The sequence below is a fragment of the Pseudoalteromonas sp. S1612 genome, assembly GCF_005887175.1.
Lineage (GTDB): Bacteria > Pseudomonadota > Gammaproteobacteria > Enterobacterales > Alteromonadaceae > Pseudoalteromonas > Pseudoalteromonas undina.
In genome coordinates this window covers 25945-44929 of record NZ_PNDH01000048.1, presented here as the reverse complement: position 1 = coordinate 44929, position 18985 = coordinate 25945, and the positions used below count along the sequence as shown (strand labels likewise).

At 40.0% G+C, this 18985-nt stretch carries 20 protein-coding genes and 1 riboswitch; of the genes, 8 read left to right on the top strand and 12 right to left on the bottom strand.

Annotated features, from left to right (window positions below; translation table 11 throughout):
• Window positions 1–30 precede the first annotated feature (30 nt).
• Together srmB and CWB78_RS15610 are read left to right on the top strand one after the other, a co-directional pair.
• Window positions 31–1257 carry an ATP-dependent RNA helicase SrmB gene (gene srmB, locus CWB78_RS15615; protein WP_010391528.1) on the top strand — a complete coding sequence of 409 codons (1227 nt, stop codon included), beginning with the start codon at window positions 31–33 and terminating at the stop codon, window positions 1255–1257.
• A 238-nt stretch (window positions 1258–1495) separates the two neighbouring features.
• Window positions 1496–1816 carry a BON domain-containing protein gene (locus CWB78_RS15610; protein ID WP_138596389.1) on the top strand — a complete coding sequence of 107 codons (321 nt, stop codon included), beginning with the start codon at window positions 1496–1498 and terminating at the stop codon, window positions 1814–1816.
• A 448-nt stretch (window positions 1817–2264) separates the two neighbouring features.
• Here CWB78_RS15610 and CWB78_RS15605 read toward each other — a convergent pair whose 3' ends face one another.
• Complete coding sequence (locus CWB78_RS15605) at window positions 2265–3221, bottom strand: mechanosensitive ion channel family protein (RefSeq protein WP_138596387.1); 957 nt, start codon at window positions 3219–3221, stop codon at window positions 2265–2267.
• A 119-nt stretch (window positions 3222–3340) separates the two neighbouring features.
• Window positions 3341–4120: a peroxide stress protein YaaA gene (gene yaaA, locus CWB78_RS15600; protein WP_013465813.1), complete on the bottom strand. Its 780-nt coding sequence runs from the start codon at window positions 4118–4120 to the stop codon at window positions 3341–3343.
• Between the two features lie 218 nt (window positions 4121–4338).
• Between yaaA and tal the strand changes: the two genes are divergently transcribed.
• The gene (gene tal, locus CWB78_RS15595) at window positions 4339–5289 is read left to right on the top strand and encodes a transaldolase (RefSeq protein ID WP_008110647.1); all 951 of its coding nucleotides are present in this window, start codon (window positions 4339–4341) and stop codon (window positions 5287–5289) included.
• Window positions 5290–5515: 226 nt separating this feature from the next.
• A complete protein-coding gene (locus CWB78_RS15590) occupies window positions 5516–5704 on the top strand; it encodes a DUF3545 family protein (RefSeq protein WP_008110646.1) in 189 nt (62 codons plus the stop codon).
• Window positions 5705–5763: 59 nt separating this feature from the next.
• Here CWB78_RS15590 and ung read toward each other — a convergent pair whose 3' ends face one another.
• From ung to CWB78_RS15550, 8 genes are all read right to left on the bottom strand, one after another.
• A complete protein-coding gene (gene ung, locus CWB78_RS15585) occupies window positions 5764–6426 on the bottom strand; it encodes a uracil-DNA glycosylase (protein WP_138596385.1) in 663 nt (220 codons plus the stop codon).
• Window positions 6423–7271 (bottom strand): cobalamin-binding protein, encoded by an 849-nt coding sequence (locus CWB78_RS15580; protein WP_138596383.1) that lies wholly within the window; start codon window positions 7269–7271, stop codon window positions 6423–6425. Before CWB78_RS15580 ends, ung begins: the two co-directional genes overlap by 4 nt.
• Complete coding sequence (gene cobO / locus CWB78_RS15575; protein ID WP_010391538.1) at window positions 7271–7870, bottom strand: cob(I)yrinic acid a,c-diamide adenosyltransferase; 600 nt, start codon at window positions 7868–7870, stop codon at window positions 7271–7273. The genes CWB78_RS15580 and cobO overlap by 1 nt, the downstream gene beginning before the upstream one ends.
• Window positions 7863–9344, bottom strand: coding sequence for a cobyric acid synthase (locus CWB78_RS15570; protein ID WP_138596381.1), 1482 nt, complete (start codon window positions 9342–9344; stop codon window positions 7863–7865). Before CWB78_RS15570 ends, cobO begins: the two co-directional genes overlap by 8 nt.
• Window positions 9344–10354: a FecCD family ABC transporter permease gene (locus CWB78_RS15565; RefSeq protein ID WP_010391540.1), complete on the bottom strand. Its 1011-nt coding sequence runs from the start codon at window positions 10352–10354 to the stop codon at window positions 9344–9346. The genes CWB78_RS15570 and CWB78_RS15565 overlap by 1 nt, the downstream gene beginning before the upstream one ends.
• 1 nt (window position 10355) lies before the next feature.
• The gene (locus tag CWB78_RS15560) at window positions 10356–11168 is read right to left on the bottom strand and encodes an ABC transporter ATP-binding protein (RefSeq protein ID WP_138596379.1); all 813 of its coding nucleotides are present in this window, start codon (window positions 11166–11168) and stop codon (window positions 10356–10358) included.
• 74 nt (window positions 11169–11242) lie between these two features.
• Window positions 11243–11380, bottom strand: a riboswitch (cobalamin riboswitch).
• Window positions 11381–11429: 49 nt separating this feature from the next.
• Window positions 11430–12359, bottom strand: a complete 930-nt coding sequence (locus CWB78_RS15555) for a porin (RefSeq protein WP_138596377.1) — start codon at window positions 12357–12359, stop codon at window positions 11430–11432.
• A gap of 163 nt (window positions 12360–12522) precedes the next feature.
• Window positions 12523–13392: a LysR family transcriptional regulator gene (locus tag CWB78_RS15550; protein ID WP_008467766.1), complete on the bottom strand. Its 870-nt coding sequence runs from the start codon at window positions 13390–13392 to the stop codon at window positions 12523–12525.
• An 89-nt stretch (window positions 13393–13481) separates the two neighbouring features.
• On the opposite strand from CWB78_RS15550, the gene CWB78_RS15545 reads away from it, so the two are divergent.
• Together CWB78_RS15545 and CWB78_RS15540 are read left to right on the top strand one after the other, a co-directional pair.
• Window positions 13482–13856 carry a MaoP family protein gene (locus CWB78_RS15545; protein WP_010391544.1) on the top strand — a complete coding sequence of 125 codons (375 nt, stop codon included), beginning with the start codon at window positions 13482–13484 and terminating at the stop codon, window positions 13854–13856.
• 85 nt (window positions 13857–13941) lie between these two features.
• Window positions 13942–15174, top strand: a complete 1233-nt coding sequence (locus CWB78_RS15540) for a GGDEF domain-containing response regulator (protein ID WP_138596375.1) — start codon at window positions 13942–13944, stop codon at window positions 15172–15174.
• Between the two features lie 3 nt (window positions 15175–15177).
• On the opposite strand, the gene rarD is transcribed toward CWB78_RS15540, so the two are convergent.
• Window positions 15178–16098, bottom strand: coding sequence for an EamA family transporter RarD (gene rarD / locus CWB78_RS15535; RefSeq protein WP_008467760.1), 921 nt, complete (start codon window positions 16096–16098; stop codon window positions 15178–15180).
• A gap of 51 nt (window positions 16099–16149) precedes the next feature.
• Window positions 16150–16605 (bottom strand): thioesterase family protein, encoded by a 456-nt coding sequence (locus CWB78_RS15530; protein ID WP_008467759.1) that lies wholly within the window; start codon window positions 16603–16605, stop codon window positions 16150–16152.
• A gap of 143 nt (window positions 16606–16748) precedes the next feature.
• On the opposite strand from CWB78_RS15530, the gene recQ reads away from it, so the two are divergent.
• Window positions 16749–18572, top strand: a complete 1824-nt coding sequence (gene recQ, locus CWB78_RS15525) for a DNA helicase RecQ (protein WP_138596373.1) — start codon at window positions 16749–16751, stop codon at window positions 18570–18572.
• Between the two features lie 7 nt (window positions 18573–18579).
• Complete coding sequence (locus CWB78_RS15520) at window positions 18580–18864, top strand: DUF3630 family protein (protein ID WP_138596371.1); 285 nt, start codon at window positions 18580–18582, stop codon at window positions 18862–18864.
• The last annotated feature ends 121 nt before the right edge of the window (window positions 18865–18985 follow it).

The following is an 18985-nucleotide window of genomic DNA, read 5'->3' as shown; positions in this document are numbered from 1 at the left end:
ACGGCAATTGTCCCCTATTTTTGACACTCTATGCAATTTTCTGAATTTGATCTTGATAATAAGCTACTCAATGCTATCAATAAAATGGGTTTTGAAACCCCTACTAGCATTCAACAACAAGCCATTCCTGAGGCGTTGCAAGGGCGTGATATTTTAGCGTCTGCACCAACAGGTACGGGTAAAACGGCGGCATTTTTAATTCCAGCAATTCAATATTTAATGGATTTCCCGCGTCGTGATCCGGGCTTTGCACGGGTATTAATTATGACCCCAACTCGCGAGCTTGCTTATCAAATTCATGAACAATGTGAGTTACTTGCAAAACAAACCCACTTAAAAATTGGGGTGGTTACCGGCGGTATTAATTACGGTACACACAAAGAAATATTTGAAAATAATAACGACATTTTAATCGCCACACCTGGGCGTTTAATGGAGTATTTGGAAACTGAAAACTTCCACGCAGAAAACGTAGAAATGCTCATTCTTGATGAAGCTGACCGCATGCTCGACATGGGCTTTCGTAAAGAAATGCTGCGTATTTGTGATGAAGCTAAAAATCGTCGTCAGTGCTTTTTATTCTCAGCTACTCTTGAAGGTGACAGCGTAGAATTATTTGCAGAGCGTATTTTAAACGACCCGGCTCTGCTTGAAGCCGAATCATCACGCAAAGAAAAAGCTAAAATACATCAATGGGTTCATTTGGCTGACGATTACCATCACAAGCTTGAGCTATTAGTTAACACCTTAAACGGCCCTGATGTTAGTAAAGCGATTGTGTTTGTAAAAACTCGTGAGCGCCTTGAAACCCTTATTGGTGAACTAACCAATAACGGCGTTAAAGCTGCGTGGCTACGTGGTGAAATGCCACAAGATAAACGCATGAAAGCGATGGAAAATTTCCACAGTGGCAAAACCCGCATTTTAGTCGCGACCGATGTCGCCGCGCGTGGTATTGATGTAGCTGATATAAGCCACGTAATTAACTTTGATATGCCTCGCACTGCAGATGTTTACGTACACCGTATTGGCCGTACAGGCCGCGCGGGTAAAAAAGGCATAGCGATTTCACTAATTGAAGCGCACGATATTGGCATCCTTTACAAAGTAGAACGTTACATAGAACAGAAGCTAAAACGCCGTGTATTTAAAGGATTAGAGCCAAAACATAAAGAAGCTAAGCCACCAGTTAAAAAGCGTAAAGATCCAGTAAAAATGAAAGCGAAGAAAAAAGCCAAAGCTAAAAAGAAAAAATAGCTTTAGCTTTAATACATTTGATTGAGCCGATGTTTGTCGGCTTTTTTGTGGCTTAAAAACAGTGAGTAAGCAATTCAGAGTAATATGTAAAAACTACTTAGCTGAATAACTACTTAATAAAATATCCAATTATTTCAAATGGTTAATTTTGGAATGAAACTTGTAACCCAAGCTAGTGTATGAGTATTAAAACGCCGAGTATCGGCGCTGCTTTTTCAAAAACACTAAGGATATAGTTATGAGTCGCATTAAATTTACTATCGGTTTTATTTCGTTTTGTTGTTTATTTTTATTAGTCTCTGCTTTTAAAGTTAGTGCAGCAACGCATTTAGCAGTAGTAAGTAGTGTGGCCACACAACCTAATTTACAACAATCTATTACTCATGAGTTACGTACTAATCCAAATTTAGAATTAGAAAATTTGAACGTACAGGTCGAAAATGGCGACATTGAACTTAATGGCAAAGCTAATAACGGTTTTGAACGTGCTCTTGCACAAAAATTTTTAGAAAATATGGATGGAGTTAAAGTAATTCGCAACAAAATTAGTGTTATTTAATACACCTCCTTCTTAACTTATTCTTCAGCGCTGCTTGCTTCTCCAACACAAGCGGCGCTTTTTATGGCCTGCACAATATAAATTCAATACAGACATAATCCCAATCCAGTTTAAATAGCTTGATTAAAAGCCTTTTAGTTTACGCACCAATCGCGACGCTCATTGCAGCTACTTATACCATTGAATCCTTTATTACTCACAGACACTTACTATATAGGGCTTGCATCAAGCTTGAGCACAAATTCGATTAACTAAGTAATCTATTTTGAGATGAGAAACCTTATCGATATAGTTTTCTAATTAAGACGCTTTTAACTTAGTTAACGCAAGGCTTTAATTACTTCAGATCATCAATTAATTATTATAAAAAAGCGCGTTTTACTTTGTAAAAACGCGCTGATAGTCAGTAACTATTTCCCAATGCTTTTACCATCGGGTTTTAAATTATTTACTCACCTTGTCTTGCATCAGTATTATTGTCACCCTCTTTATTTGCTGACTGCTGACTTATTTTATCGCTTATCATGGCATCGAGTTTTTCACCGCCCTTAATACCAAAATCCAGCGTACGAATAGGAAACGGGATACTTATATCAGCAGCATCGAGTGCTTGCTTTACTGCCACAACGCCTTTGTGACGCACCGTCATAAAGTCGGGCTCGCCAGGGTATTTAATCCAAAACCATACCAGTAAGTTTATACTGCTATCACCAAAGCCTTCTGCGTATACAGCGGTCTCATTTTTGCGGATCACAAAGTCGAATTGATTAATTTTTTCGACAATAACTTCACTGGCTTTTTCTATATCATCAGCGTAAGAAATACCTACAGGTACCTCTATTCTTCTGACCCCTAAAGTGCTGTAATTACGCAGTACATTTCTAAATAGTATTTTATTAGGAACCAGTATCAACTGCCCGTAAAAGCTCTCTATTAGTGTGTTGCGCAAGTTTATTGAATGCACTGAACCAAATACGTTATCGGTCTCGATAACATCACCCGCTTTGAACGGTTTACGAATACCCATAGCAATACCCGCAATTAGGTTTTCGGTCATATCTTGAAAAGCAAAACCAATGGCGAGACCAACAATACCTGCACCCGCAAGTAGTGACGTAACGGTACTTTTTAAGCCCATAAAATCAAGGGCAATAAAGACCCCAACACTCAGAACAATAACTTTAAAAATGGAGGCCATTAAGTCGGCAATTTGAGTAGAATCTAGCGAGCGACGTAATACTTTTTTCATTCCTTTGCCTGCAAGGCGGGCTATAAATGAAAATATAATCGCAATAATCACCGCGACTATAAAGTTAGGGATATGACTTATAACAACATCAAACCAACCGCCGAGCTTCTCTTCTATAAGTTTTTCGGCTTCTGTAATTGAGGGAATTGAGAGCATTTATTCTATACCTTAGTTTCTATTAATAACCTAAGGTTTGCAAAAATAGCGCCAGTATAAAAAAAAGCCATGCAATGCATAGCTTTTGGGTATGTGTTTAGCTGCAAATAGCGCTAAATTTAGCTTTGCTCTTCGCGCAAAAATACCGGTTCAAGTTCTTTAGTGGTTGCCTCTGAGCTAAAGTAATAACCGGCCACGGTAAACTCTTTAAGCTGACTTAATTGCGTGACTTGGTTTTCGATAAGGTAACGCGCCATCATGCCGCGCGCTTTTTTAGCGTAAAAGCTAATCACTTTATATTGGCCGTTTTTACAGTCTTTAAAATGTGGCGTAATAATTTGTGCGTTAAGCGTTTTTTTATCTACCGCTTTAAAGTATTCGTTAGACGCTAAATTAACTAAGTATTGTGCATCTTGTGCCGCTAAAACGTCGTTAAGTTTATTAGCAATAATACTGCCCCAAAACTCATATAGGTTTTTACCACGGCTGTTTTCAAGCTTTGTACCCATTTCTAGGCGGTAGGCTTGCATTAGATCAAGCGGTTTTAATAATCCGTATAAACCCGAGAGTATACGTAAATGCTCTTGAGCATAATCAAGTTGCTTAGCCGTTAGGGTGTCGGCATCTAAACCGCCATATACATCGCCATTAAAGGCAAGCACCGCTTGTTTAGCATTACTCGTAGTAAACGGTTGCGCCCACTCACTAAAACGTGCTGCATTAAGGCCCGCGAGTTTATCGCTAATTTTCATTAAACTACCAATCTGCGCAGGAGTTAGTTCACGGCATACTTTCATGAGCGCTTCGCTGTGCTCAAGTAATTCAGGTTGAGTGAACTTATCTGTTGCGGGTGGCGTGTCGTAATCAAGATTCTTTGCTGGTGAAATAACAGTGATCATAGTTAGCTATTGACTTGTAAATTATTTAATGTCAATTTCAACATTAAATGAGACGAAAAGCACGTTTTGTTTAAAATTATCCTACCTAAAACTCAACCGTTACCGTTTTTTCATTGATAAGGACATAAGACCTATCAAGCATTGTCACACTGTTGCAGTATAGCTATATTAAGGTAGTTTAGATTTTCTTTTAACTTGCTTGGAATGAGGAAAAGCAAATGACTAGCGCTCTACAAAGGCTTAAACAACACTCTTCTATCGTGGCCGACACGGGCGATATAGAAGCCATAAAAAAACATCAACCTGAAGATGCGACTACCAATCCATCGCTGCTTTTAAAAGCGAGCGAGATTGAAGCTTACAAACCTTATCTAGATAAAGCATGGCAATACGCTAAAGAAACCGAGCAACAGCCTGCAAAACAACTAGAGCTGGCTTGTGACTATTTTGCAGTATTACTCGGTAAAGAAATTAGCGAAATTGTTCCGGGTTATATTTCTACTGAAGTTGATGCACGTTTATCATTTGATACCCAAGCAACAATTAATAAAGCACATACTTTACTAAGTCTTTACGAGAAAGAAGGTGTAAGCAAAGACAAGATTTTAATTAAAGTTGCCTCTACTTGGGAAGGCATTAAAGCCGCAGAACAGTTAGAAAAAGAAGGCACTAAATGTAACTTAACGCTTTTATTTAGTGATGCTCAAGCTCGTGCCTGTGCTGATGCAAACGTATTTTTAATTTCGCCATTTGTTGGCAGAATTTTAGATTGGCACGTAGCAAACGGTATGGAAAAACCAACCGACCCGCTACAAGATCCTGGCGTACAATCGGTGCGTAGTATTTTTGAGTTTTACAAACGTCACGATTACAAAACGGTTGTTATGGGCGCAAGCTTTCGTAACACCGGTGAAATTATTGCCCTTACAGGCTGCGATAAGCTAACAATTAGTCCTAATCTTTTAGAAGAGCTAGGTAATTTAGAAGACGCACAAGAGTACTTGCTAGAGAGCGACATTGCTAAAGAGCCAAAACCAGAGCCACTTAGCGAAGCACAGTTCCGTTGGTTACATAACCAAGATGCTATGGCCACTGAGAAACTAGCTGAAGGTATTCGCTCATTTGCAGATGCGCAAGAGCAACTAGAGGCACGCTTTAAAGCGATGTAACTAACAGCTGTTTAATGAGTTAAGAAACGTCGCTTTTAGCGGCGTTTTTTTATGTCTGCGATTTACTTTAAATACTCGACTTGTCCCCATTTTCGTTCTTTTTGTATTGATCTTCATCAAAATACCACCCATCAGTAACAGTTTCGTCACATTTATATTCTATTTTATTAATAGCTGTGGTATAGATACTGCCGAGGTTCAAAAAGTGGTCAATAGGAGATAATCAATGGATAGCCTAAACGAAATAATAGAGATATTAGAAGGTTCTGATACATCGAAAAAAACCTCTCAAAAAAATAAAAAAAGAAAATGGCGCGAAATAGAAGCAATAAAAGATAAGCAACGTTTGCGCAAAGAACTACAGGAGCTCGACTATTTTGCTGATAGTATTGCTATTGATGAATTAGAGTTTTAATCAACAACAACATCTAAAAAGGCTTTCATTTATGAAAGCCTTTTTTAATACCAATTACCCTATACTTGCCAATTAATGGGCTGTGCTCCTTGCGCTATTAACAGTTCATTGGTTTTTGAAAAGTGCTGACAGCCAAAAAAGCCGCGATGCGCTGAAAGCGGTGAAGGGTGCGGCCCAGACAATACATGATGGCGCTGGCGATCAATGCTTTTACCTTTTTTTTGTGCATGTGCGCCCCACAAAATAAACACCACTCCTTGGCAATGCTCATTTATATGAGTAATTACGTTATCGGTAAATTGCTCCCAACCTAAATGTTTATGGGAATGGGCTTGCCCTTGCTCTACTGTTAGTACGGTATTAAGCAAAAACACACCTTGATCTGCCCAGCTTTGTAAATAGCCATGCTCCGGTGTAATAAAACCATTAATGTCAGTCACTAACTCTTTATAAATATTTTTAAGTGAAGGCGGGAGCTTTTTAACTTCAGGCAATACAGAAAAACACAAGCCATGCGCTTGCCCTTCTCCATGGTAAGGGTCTTGACCTAATATAACCACTTTAATGTCGCTAAGTGGAGTTGCATCAAATGCGCTAAACACCTGTGGTTCTGGTGGATACACAGAAATACCGTTTGATCGTTTATTCGCAACATATTCAAGGGTTTGCTGCATATATACTTGACTAAGTTCGTGATTTAAAAAAGATGACCAGTTGCTCATAATTGACTCTTAATAAGTTCTCTAGATACCTCAATTTTGTCACACATTTGTGCTAACCCATCAAGCATTCTAGGGGAAAAACGATGTAATAAATCCGCGTTAACACTAATAAATTGCTCATATTTAACCGCCGGAATTTCAGGCCATTGCTGCCAATTAACTGTAGGTATTACCCGTTTTGATTTTTCATCAGGAATAATAATAACTTGTGGCTTAGTCACTATCACGTTTTCAATGCTGATTTGTGGGTAATCTGTGTCGCTGTCGGCAAATACATTGGTTACTCGGCAGGTTTCGATTAACTGATTTATCCAGGTATTTTTTGATACCGTCATCATAGGCTCTGGCCACAGCTGATAAAACCCAGTAAGCATGGTTTTATTATGCTGCGCGGCTTTAATTGCGTTGAGCTTAACTGTAAATGCCTCAGCTACTTTTTTACTTTGCTCAATATGACCGGTTAATTGACCTAATTTTAGTATTTCCTTAGCTACGCCTTCAATAGAGCGTGGATTACTTAAATGCAATTCAATCCCTAGTCGCTTAATTTGTGCTAAATCTTCTGCCTGATTACCGCTTTTCCACGCAATGACCATGTCAGGCTTGAGCATGAGTAACTTTTCGATAGAAATGCCATTATAGCCGCCGATACGCTCAATTTTAGTCGCCTCTTGTGGGTAATCTGCGTAATCCAGCGTGCCCACTATTAGATCACCCGCCCCAATGGCATATAAATTTTCGACTATGTGTGGTGCCAAAGCCACAATACGAAGCGGCTTGTCGGCTAAGGCTTGAGGTACATAAACAGCAAACAATAACAGCCCAAGAATAATGCGTTTTAACATTAGTAATCAAAGCCTTTTAGTGCTTTTACGCCCGACTCAAACGCATGCTTTACATTACGCACTTCACTTACGGTATCGGCCAGCTCAATTAAGGTACGGTGCGCAGCACGGCCAGTAATAATTACCGATTGCATTGCAGGTCGGTTGTTAATTGCAGCAACCACTTCCTCAAGGTCGATATAGCCATAGGTCACCATATAGGTGAGCTCATCGAGTAATACCACATCGATACTGCTGTCGCTTAGCATCCGCTTTGACTCTTGCCATGTTGCTTGTGCTGCCGCAGTATCGGCCTCTTTATTTTGCGTATCCCAAGTAAAACCTGTGTTCATAACAGCAAATTCAACTCCAGCTCCTTGTAGTAAATTACGCTCACCACATTCCCATGTACCTTTAATGAACTGACATACCGCGGCCTTTTTACCATGGCCAACACAGCGTGCAACTACACCAAAACCAGAGGTTGATTTACCTTTGCCATTACCAGTAATAACCTGAAAAATGCCCTTTTCTTGCTGTGCCGCTGCTACTCGAGCATCAACTTGTTCTTTTACTTTTTGCTGGCGCTGTTGGTGCTTGTCGTTTGTTGATTCAGTCATTGTTATGTCCTTGGTAAATTTTAATAATTTGTTCAATGTTTAAATGTGTTTGGCACATTTCAGCGAGGCGTTCTAGCTGGCGCTCGCGATGCTCATTGATGCTGATACCACTAATTTCACTGTCTGGTTTTAGCCACTTTAATAGCAGCTCTGTAGCGGCTGCGTTGTCAAATAAGCCATGTAAATAAGTACCAGCAATAGCATTATCATCACTAATAAAACCATCAGTTTCAAAGCCATTTGGGTGTTTATTAAAGCGAATAAGTGGTTTGTTGAGCGCTTGACCTTTACTGATCCCAGCATGTATTTCGTAACCCTGACAAGCAACCTGCTGCTGGTTTAAATTGAGTATTGCATTTACTTGGCTTAGCACTTTTTGCTCACCTAAAATGGTATCAAAATCACTAAGCGCTAACCCAGCTATTTGCCCTAATGATGATTCCACCGCATTAGGGTCACAAATCGTATTACCTAGCATTTGCATACCGCCGCAAATACCCAATACTTTGCCACCATAGCGTAAATGGCGTTTTATTTGCTGATCCCAGCCTTCATTTTTTAAAAATACCAAATCGCTAAGTACATTTTTACTGCCAGGCACAATAATTAAATCAACAGATGGAATCGCTTGAGTGTGGCGCACATAGGTTATATTTATATTTGGGTGTAATCGCAGTGCATCAAAATCGGTATGATTACTAATATGAGGCACTAGCAGCACCGCAATATTAATGCTGGCCTCGGTCACATTATTATCTATGGCAACGGCATCTTCGGCATCAAGTGCTAAATCGTGTAGGTAGGGTAACACCCCTAACACAGGTTTACCTGTGTACTCTTCAAGCCAATCTAACCCGCCTTGTAATAGGCTAATGTCACCACGAAAACGGTTAATCACAAAGCCTTTTACCCGTGCTTGCTCTGATTCGCTTAATAGCGCCAAAGTCCCTACTAGGTGAGCAAACACACCCCCTTTATCAATATCAGCAATAATAATAACCGGGCAATCGACCTTTTCGGCGTAGCCCATATTGGCGATATCGTTTGCGCGTAAGTTAATTTCAGCTGGGCTACCAGCCCCTTCAACCAACAATAAGTCAAAGCGTTTAGCTAAACGGTTATGCGAGGTTAATACCGCTTCCATAGCCACTTTTTTATAGTCATGGTAAGAGTCGGCTTCCATATTACTAATAGCCCTACCATGAATAATAACTTGCGCGCCGGTATCACTATTGGGTTTGAGTAATATCGGGTTAAAGTCTATTTCAGGTGCAACTTTTGCCGCAACGGCTTGTAATGCTTGTGCTCTACCAATTTCACCGCCATCATGAGTTACGGCACTATTAAGCGCCATATTTTGCGGTTTAAACGGCGCAACATTAACACCTTGATTAGCAAACACTCTGCAAAGTGCTGCAACCAGGGTACTTTTACCTGCATCTGAGGTAGTGCCTTGTACCATTAGTGTTTTCATTATTGAACCACCAGCTGGCGCTTACGAAAATACAATATACTTAAAAAGAATAGACTGCCGATAGCCGCCGTGATCACCCCGATTGGCAACTCTTGATTACTTAATAGTGAGCGAGCGAGCACATCGACCCACACCATAAATATTCCCCCGACTAATCCGGTCATTAATAATCCAACGCGGCTACCTTGAGAGATAAAAAAGCGCACTATGTGTGGCACCATCAAGCCAACAAAACCAATACCACCACAGTTGGCAACTAACACGGCCGTGATCAACGAGCTTAAAATAAGCATTAAAATTCTAAAACGATGTACTCTTACGCCAAGCGTTGTCGCACTTTCATCGCCTAACAACATGGCATTAAGCTGGCGCCTAAAACCCAACATGATTATTGTACAAACTATAATGACTAAGACAGGTAACAGCAGCGACTGCCACTGTGCTTTAGCAAAACTACCTAAAGTCCAAAATAAAATAGCCGCGACCGCTTGTGGATCGCTCCAATAAAGTAGCAAACTAGTAAAAGCACTAAATAAAAATGATAGGGCTACCCCCGCCAATAACATCGATTCAACTTGGGCATTACGCTGGCTGCCAGCAATTAAAATTAATAATCCCATCGCAACTAAACTACCGGTTAATGCCGCCCCAGATAGCGCAATACCCGCCCCAGCTCCCACAAAAGACATTAGTATAACCACACCTAATGAAGCGCCGGACGAAATACCAAATAAATAAGGATCTGCTAAGGGGTTACGGGTGACTGTTTGTAGTATTAAACCTGCAATCGCTAAGCCACTCCCAGCTAAAAAAGCCAGTAAAGTACGTGGCATTCTTAATTCAATAATAATACGGCTGGTAAATGAAGCCTCGTTTGAAAAGGTTAAGCTTTGGTAAACATCAGCGAGCGACGTAGGTGCCGCACCAAAACTCAGTGCAATAAATAAACTTAATAGTGCGCATAGTAGCGCAGCGATTAATGCAACGGTATGGTTAGAAAAAACCGTCATATTATTGGTATCCATAATAATAAGTAATATGAGGAATAGCCTCACCCGAAGCTGCTAATTGAGGGTGAGTGCTCACTTGTGCACAAACGCCAAACACCTCATCCAGCATCTGCTCAGTGACCACTTTATTTGGCTTACCTGCATCAACAACTTTTCCATTTTTAATAACCACTAACTCATCACACATAGCAGCAGCTAAATTTAAGTCATGAAATGACGCAAATACCGTAATACCTAAAGATTTAGCCAGCTCCATCAGTTGAATTTGATATTTCACATCAAGGTGACTAGTTGGTTCATCCATAATAAGAAGTTGCGGTTGCTGCACAATAGCGCGGGCAATAAAGGCTCGTTGCTTTTCACCGCCAGATAGCGAATCAAATAATTGAGTACTATGAGATTCAAGCCCCACATGGCTAATAGCCTGAGCTATTTTTTGTTTATCTGCTTGGGTGGTCGAACTGAATAGCGTTTTATGTGGCGTAAGCCCTAGAGCCACAACATCGAATAACGAGAGGTTAAATTGCGACGGTGTTTCTTGTAGCACAACGGCAACTTGCTTGGCGTAGTCTTCGCTTTTTAGTTGCCAAATATCAGTGTTACTAAATTTAACCTCTCCCGCTGACGGCTGATTAAATCGATACAAGCAACGCAGTAAACTCGATTTTCCCGCACCATTAGGACCAATTAAGCCAACAAACTTGCCACGCTCAATACTCAAATTAATATGCTCAAGGATTAAGGTGTTACCCACTCGCCAAGAGACATTATTAACGGTTAGAAGTGCAGTTTTTTTAGCGGTTTGAGTGTGCAAAAAATTATCCTAGGCAGGGAAAACCCACACTCAGTACCACAAGTACCAAAAAGAAAATGAGTTAACCCGCTCGTTATATGAAGTTTTAAGGCACTTGTATCTGACTTACAGTAAAACTGATTACAGTTACGGGTATAGTTGAGGAGTTTCACCTCATTCCAAATGCTTGGCTATTATGCGCAGATAAGTAAATAATTTAAAGCAAAAAAAACCGCACTCAGCTGAGTGCGGTTAAAAGGGAGTGTTTTAACTGAGGTTTAGTTAAAACTTATATTCCATACCTAAACCTAGGTAATCTTGGTCAACGTTGTTGTCCATATCAAAACTTGAGTAAAAGCCAAACACCTTAAGATTTTTGTTTAGCTTGTGGTCAACACCTACCGATACTGCACTTTTATCATCGCTGTCATCAAAATCCATTGTTTGATATTGCACTTTAAAAGTGTTGCTACCCATTAGGTAAGCTGCATTCACTAAGTAACCGTCAGCTTCAGCGCTACCGTCTACTTTTTCTTGTGTTTGGTACATTGCACCAAGTCTAAAGTCTTCAATTTTACCTTGAACTGTTGCACGTACTACGTCGTAACCATTTACTTCACTATCAGCAGCAACAGCAGCATATACAGCGCTCTTTTTAAGGCCAGCATCACCATAAGTTAACGCCACTGAGTAACCATTTTTGGCATCTTTATCGTCTTCTGCAATAAATGAAGCTAATACTTTAAAGCCTTCATATGAGTTTGAAGCGTAAGATACTGAGTTACCTAAGCGGTTTTCACCTTTAAAAGTGTTTTTAATATCACCTTCAAGGTCATTAAATAAATCAAGTTTACCTTGCGCCTGCTTTAGCGCTGTATCGTTACGGCCTATTACTACCTGACCAAATGAACCTTTAAAACCTACATATTGATTACGTGCTGAAATATTATCTTTATCGCCTTTTGAGTCAGCATCCGACACATCAACCTGAAATTCAAACTTATAAACAGCTTCTAAACCGTCTGAAATTTTTTCAGACCCTTTAAGTCCGAAACGAGATGCATTACTTTTAATTTCAGTAAACGACCCTTCACCATCGTCAGATGATTGAACAGTTACATTCGCTTTACCGTAAATGTCTACTTCTGCAAGCGCATTAAAAGATAAACCACTAAGTAAGGCTAAGCATAAGCTCGATTTTACAAATTTCATGTTATTTCCTCGATAATCACAATAGACTAATTTTTAAAACAGCAGCAGTGTGTCACCACTAAATGACAAAAATATTACAAAGGACACATTTTTGTCTTTTTAAGTTAATAAAACTGCATTAAATCTGAAATCAAAATAACATCTAAAATATACCGCTTAACGACTACTTACTTTGTTTCAATAAACTCGGTGTCATTTGCGACAGCAAATTAACCAGAGTTTCTATTAACTCTTTCTGTTCGTTATCTCTATGATAGGCAACAAATACATCTCTTGACGTATTTTCTACCCCTTTTACATGAAAAAGTTCGCCTTTTTCTAAATGATCTTTAACTAATACCTGTGGAATAAACGCACTACCGCCACATTGCAGTATTAAATCAAGCGCTATACGTCCGGTACTGGTTCTAAAATAAGGCGGCGTTTTACCGGTAAATTGACGGGCATGCCAAAGAGAAAACGTAGTTCCCCAATCAACATAAACATATTGATTATCAAAAAAGTTATCGCCTGTTGCGGTGTCGTAGCCACTAACCGGAATAATAGGTAGTTCACAAATTCGTTCAACAACGAGTTCGTCTACTTTTGGTGGATCAAATAAAATGGCTAGATCAAGGGTGCGCTCTAATAGTAATCGAGTGCTCTCTTGTTGTGCTTTTACCTCTGCCACCAAAGATACACCGGGCATAGCCGATACTATATTTGTAATACCAAACTGTAAAAACGCATCCCAAATATTAGGAGTCCCAGCCAAGCTGATTTGCTTATGCATATTATCTGCAAGTGCAACATCCACTTTGGCCCTTTGCATTCCAGTAATAATCATTTGAGCATGCGGCAACAAGCGCTCACCAGGGGCGGTGAGTTGAATATTATTGCGCTGGCGAATAAATAAATTTACGCCTAAGCCCTGCTCTAATTGACGAATTCGAAAACTCACTGCAGACTGCGTTATGTATAGGTTTTCTGCCGCTTTACCAAAATGGCGAGTACGCACCACTTCAACAAATGTTTTTAATAAATCTATGTCCAATTTTTTATCCTCACGATAAAAATTTTTTGTTTAAAAAAATAGCGATTATGTACCATACTCCAGCTAATAATTGGTATGAGGGTACAGCTATGAGCAATGATATTTCACTACTTCGTCAAGCATTTGTTAGTCAACGTCAGTTTTATGATGATCAAAACTTTCCACGCGGATTTAGTCGCAGCGGACACTTTACCCTGTTAGAGGCAAGTATTTTAGAACAGCACGGTGTTGTTTTAAAAAGCTTGTATAACAAAGCAGTTGAGCCACAAAACGAACATCAGCAACAATTTGTCAATGCGGTTAGTGGCATAGTAGAGCCAAGCAACCCCATAGAGCGAGCATGGGTTAAATACTTAAAGTTAACAACCTGCAAAACAAAATTTCATACATTATTTGGTCGCTCAAAAATTTCAGGGCCAACACCAATCAGTCAAGATTATTACTCTGAGGCAGACAATCTATAAGTCATTACAATAGTTGCTTTTTGGCGTTTTAGCAGTTACAACTTGTATAAGCAAACATTTTTGCAAAATTTAAACAGGCTGCCACGTGACGCACAGAATACTTATTGTTGAAGACACCCCCACTATTGCGCGAGTGCAAAAGCATATCGCGCAAAAAATTGGCTATGAAGTTGATATTGCCCAGTCGCTGGCTGAGACTAAAGAGCTAATAAGTAAACATGCTTATTTTTGTGCAGTCGTTGATTTTATATTGCCTGATGCCCCGCAAGGGGAAGCGGTTCCCTGCACGGTTGCAGCAGATATCCCTACCATTGTTATGACTGGCAATATCGATAATCAAACTCGCGACACCGTCGAAAAGTACCCTATTATTGATTACATTATCAAAGGCAATAAACAAGCTTACGAATATTTAGAAAAGCAGCTTTATCGCCTACCTCGCAATAAGCAAGTTAAAGTACTGGTTGTTGATGACTCAGCGTCTACACGCCAATATATTTGTAATTTATTAACACGTCATAAATACCAAATATTACAAGCAGCCGATGGCCTAGAGGCACTTAAAGAGCTTGAAAATACCCCTGACATCTCTGTGATTATCATAGATAAAGAAATGCCTAATATGGGCGGTATTGAACTGTGTAATGAAATTAGGCGCATTTATAGTAATGACGAAAAAGCTATTATTGGTATCTCAGGCGCTACATCGTCTAATTTGTCTGCCTTATTTTTAAAAAATGGGGCAAATGACTACTTGTATAAACCTTTTAATAGTGAAGAATTTTACTGCAGGTTAAGCCAAAACGTCGATATGCTAGAGCATATCGAAACTATAAAGCGCCAAGCCAATACTGACTATTTAACTAAACTCCCTAATCGCCGTTACTTTTTTGAAGAGGCTAATAAGTCATTAAAGCAGTTTAAAAAAGCAAAAACACCAGCCATGTTAGCTATGCTTGATATTGACCATTTTAAAGCTATTAATGATACCTATGGCCATGATGCCGGAGATGAAGTGCTTAAAGGGCTTGCGATATGCTTTAATAAATATTTTGAAAACCAATTGGTTGCCCGTTTAGGCGGAGAAGAATTCGCGGTATTTTTTACTGAGCTAACCGAACAGGAAGCGCTAAAACGACTAGAGAGCTTCAGGCTTTTTATTGAGCTTAACAGTCATGAATTCAGTCAAGCAAACATCAAGTTTACGTTATCGATAGGCTTCAGCCACAGTGAAACCTATCAAATTGACGAACTATTAAAACAAGCCGACTTAAAGCTCTACAAAGCCAAAGAGTCGGGTCGTAATAAAGTGGTTTAGTTTTTAAACCACACCAGAGGCTACAATGGCCGCTTTTCTGCGCTTTCGCGATTGATGGTATGAGTCCCAACTAAAAATAGCCAATGCACTCCAAATACACGCAAAGGTAATTACGCGCTCAGCATCAAACACCTCACCATAAAATACCACCGCTAAAATAAACATTAGGCTAGGCCCTATATACTGAAAAAACCCTAACGTTGTATATTGCAAACGCTTAGCCGCGCCGGTAAAACACAGCAGTGGCAGCGTAGTTACTATGCCCGCGCTCACCAATAATACATTGGTTAGCCAATCATTCCCTGGTAAATTTGACGTTTCAGTCGGTACCATTAGCCACCAATAGGTAAGCGCCACGGGTAACAATATTAATGCCTCAATTAAAATCCCAGGCAGAGCATCAACTTGTAGCTTTTTACGTAATAGGCCATATAGTGCGAAAGATGTTGCTAATGAAAACGCTACCACGGGGAATGAGCCAAAACTAATTAGCTGTAACAACACGCCTGTAAAAGCTAAAGCAACAGCAGCACCTTGCAACTTACGTAATCGCTCGTTTAAAAACACCATACCAAGCAACACATTCAATAGAGGATTAATGTAGTAACCTAGGCTGGCATCCAACATGTGATTGTTATTGATGGCCCAAATAAACAATCCCCAGTTAAACCCTAGTAAGGTCGAGGTAACAACTAACATCAAAATAAGTTTTGGTTGGATTAAAATGCGTTTAATTTTATCCCAGTAGCTGAGCACACTCACCACCACAATAAGAAACACCACTGACCAAATAACACGGTGCATTAAAATTTCAAATGCTGACACATGTTGGATCATCTTAAAATAAATGGGTGCGAGGCCCCACATAAAAAAAGCGAGGCAGGCAAAAATAGCGCCCTTTCGCTGCTCGGTATCAATCGACATAGTAACCACTTGGTGATTTAAAAGGCCGTCAGTTTACCCCCCTCTCACTTTTTAGCCAACTAAATACGTGCCCGTTCCAAAAGCAATTTGTACTGACTGCTCATTGTGTAACTCCATTCGGCACACACATACTTTATTTCCTGAGCGAATCAGCTTAGCGCTAGCAATAAAAACCTCGCCTTTGCCTGGGCGTAAATAGTCGGTGCGTAAATCTATAGTTCCCAGTGTGGCTAGCCTTTTATGTACACTGGGTAAATCTGCATCGTCTAGTTTTCCGATTACACTGGCAGCAGCAAGCATTCCACCGACATTATCAAGTACCGCCGAAATAACTCCGCCATGGAGAATTTTTTGCGCGGGGTTGCCTATTAATACATCTTGCCAAGGAAAGGAGATTTTAGCTTGTTCAGTACTAAGTGACTCCACCGCTATTTTTAAAAATTGGTTAAAAGGCATATTATTAACAAACAACGCCCCAACTTGTTCAATCAACATTTCTTTATTCATTATTATTCTCTATGTTTTAAGGTGGTACGATGAGTAAAGCACAACTTAAAGCTGTTGTAACCTCCTCGATTATCATTACCGATGTTTACACCAAATAATGAAAGCTAAAGACATCCTGATAAAAAACCACTAAAATAGCGCCGATGAATACACTAACTCCCTCTCCAAATACGCTGGTGCGTAAACCTGAAACTGTACTCAAACAAGTGTTTGGTTACAGCGAATTTCGCGACGGTCAAAGTGCAGTAATCGATGCTGCGATTAACGGCCAAGACTCGTTAGTATTATTGCCTACCGGTGGTGGTAAATCGGTGTGTTACCAAATACCCGCACTAGTATTAGAGGGGGTAACTATTGTTATCTCTCCGCTCATTTCTTTAATGCAAGATCAAGTAACTCAGTTACAAGCTCTAGGCGTAAAAGCCGCTTATATAAATAACAGCTTAGCCCGTGAAGAACAGCAGTTAGTCTATCAGCAGTTGCATCAGGGGCTAATAAAATTACTTTATGTTGCCCCAGAGAAAGTACTACAAAGAGAATTTTTAGAGCGCTTATCGCATTTAAATGTCAGTTTGTTTGCTATTGATGAAGCACACTGTGTTTCTCATTGGGGACATGACTTTAGACCTCACTATTTTAGGTTAAATGAATTAAAGCAACGCTTTACACATGTACCTATGATGGCACTCACTGCCACCGCTGATAAAGCCACCCGCTTTGATATTGTCGAACAATTAAAACTGCAACAACCCTACATTCATACCGGCAGCTTTGACCGCCCTAATATTCGTTACACCATAGAAGAAAAATTTAAACCTATGGTGCAATTACTACGCTATTTAAAAGAACAAAAAAATCAAAGTGGCATTATTTATTGCACCAGCCGCAAGCGGGTTGATGACATTGCTGAAAAACTTGCCGATGCAGGCCTTAATACGGCGGCTTATCATGCGGGAATGAGTAACGAACAGCGCCAATTTGTGCAAACTGGATTTGCCCGCGACGATATTCAAATTGTGGTTGCCACTGTTGCCTTTGGTATGGGAATTAACAAGCCTAACGTACGTTTTGTATTACATTACGACATTCCCAAAAGTATTGAAGCGTATTATCAGGAAACCGGTCGCGCTGGGCGTGATGGACTGGCTGCAGAAGCCATTATGTATTTTGACCCTGCCGATATAGGGCGGGTTAGACGCTTTTTTGAAGATATTGACGATGAACAACGCCGTCGTGTAGAAGAGCAACGCTTTAATGCCATGGCCAGTTTTGCCGAAGCGCAGACCTGCAGACGTCAAATATTATTAAACTACTTTAGTGAATACCAACGAGAGCCGTGCGGTAACTGCGATATTTGCTTAAATCCTCCAAAAAGCTTTGATGGCACACTGGTGGCCCAACAAGCACTTTCGTGTGTGTATCGGGCACAGCAACGATTTGGTTTAGGTTACATTGTAGAGTTATTACGCGGCGCAAATACCAGCCGCATTCGTGATAACAACCATCATGAACTCAGCACTTATGGCATAGGTAAAGATAAAAGCAGTGAGTTTTGGCTCAGTATTTTACGCCAACTTATTCACCAAGGGCTACTAAGCCAAGATATAACCCAAGGCGCATCACTACGGCTTACCGAAGCTGCACGCGCTATTTTAAAGAGTGAGTATGCGCTACAACTGGCTGAACCACGCCTACAAGCTAAGCACGTTTATCAGGATAAATTAGCGCAGTTTAATTACGATAAAAAGTTATTTGCTCGCCTACGTGCATTACGTAAAGAATTAGCCGATGCCGATGACGTACCCCCTTATGTAGTATTTAACGATAAAACGCTGGCCGAAATGGCGCAGCTTATGCCTACCAACGACAGTGAATTTTTAAAAGTGTCCGGGGTTGGTTTTACTAAATTAAACAAATATGGCGGTGAGTTTTTAACCGCAATTCGACATTATCTAGCAACGCAATAAGCCCCTTATGACCGAACTTGAATACGATCACACACATCAATGCATTATTGTTAAACTAACAGAGTTGCCGCACGATGAAGACTTTGAGTTATGGGGAACGTTTTTTTTGCACAGCGATGAAATTAGCATTAGTGAATTTGCAGCTGGGGCTGATCGTCACCAACTGCGTTTTAACTATGCTAACCACACTTTTAATTTAAATTTTGAGCATTACAGTCAAAGTGTGTGGATTAACGGCGAAGGTCAAGATGCCGACAACCTATTGGCAGCGTTAACATTTTATTTAAGCTAAGGCCACGTCTATTTATCGCTAATACCTTATAATTGCTATAAAAAATAAACTAAATTGGCACTTTTACTTACATATTAATAACAATGATGTAAGCTAAGAGTAAGTGTTTTATTTTGCAAAA

Coding starts and splice junctions, on each gene's coding strand:
- srmB (WP_010391528.1), top strand. CDS start 31: ATGCAATTTTCTGAATTTGATCTTGATAATAAGCTACTCAATGCTATC.
- CWB78_RS15610 (WP_138596389.1), top strand. CDS start 1,496: ATGAGTCGCATTAAATTTACTATCGGTTTTATTTCGTTTTGTTGTTTA.
- CWB78_RS15605 (WP_138596387.1), bottom strand. CDS start 3,221: ATGCTCTCAATTCCCTCAATTACAGAAGCCGAAAAACTTATAGAAGAG.
- yaaA (WP_013465813.1), bottom strand. CDS start 4,120: ATGATCACTGTTATTTCACCAGCAAAGAATCTTGATTACGACACGCCA.
- tal (WP_008110647.1), top strand. CDS start 4,339: ATGACTAGCGCTCTACAAAGGCTTAAACAACACTCTTCTATCGTGGCC.
- CWB78_RS15590 (WP_008110646.1), top strand. CDS start 5,516: ATGGATAGCCTAAACGAAATAATAGAGATATTAGAAGGTTCTGATACA.
- ung (WP_138596385.1), bottom strand. CDS start 6,426: ATGAGCAACTGGTCATCTTTTTTAAATCACGAACTTAGTCAAGTATAT.
- CWB78_RS15580 (WP_138596383.1), bottom strand. CDS start 7,271: ATGTTAAAACGCATTATTCTTGGGCTGTTATTGTTTGCTGTTTATGTA.
- cobO (WP_010391538.1), bottom strand. CDS start 7,870: ATGACTGAATCAACAAACGACAAGCACCAACAGCGCCAGCAAAAAGTA.
- CWB78_RS15570 (WP_138596381.1), bottom strand. CDS start 9,344: ATGAAAACACTAATGGTACAAGGCACTACCTCAGATGCAGGTAAAAGT.
- CWB78_RS15565 (WP_010391540.1), bottom strand. CDS start 10,354: ATGACGGTTTTTTCTAACCATACCGTTGCATTAATCGCTGCGCTACTA.
- CWB78_RS15555 (WP_138596377.1), bottom strand. CDS start 12,359: ATGAAATTTGTAAAATCGAGCTTATGCTTAGCCTTACTTAGTGGTTTA.
- CWB78_RS15545 (WP_010391544.1), top strand. CDS start 13,482: ATGAGCAATGATATTTCACTACTTCGTCAAGCATTTGTTAGTCAACGT.
- rarD (WP_008467760.1), bottom strand. CDS start 16,098: ATGTCGATTGATACCGAGCAGCGAAAGGGCGCTATTTTTGCCTGCCTC.
- CWB78_RS15530 (WP_008467759.1), bottom strand. CDS start 16,605: ATGAATAAAGAAATGTTGATTGAACAAGTTGGGGCGTTGTTTGTTAAT.
- recQ (WP_138596373.1), top strand. CDS start 16,749: ATGAATACACTAACTCCCTCTCCAAATACGCTGGTGCGTAAACCTGAA.
- CWB78_RS15520 (WP_138596371.1), top strand. CDS start 18,580: ATGACCGAACTTGAATACGATCACACACATCAATGCATTATTGTTAAA.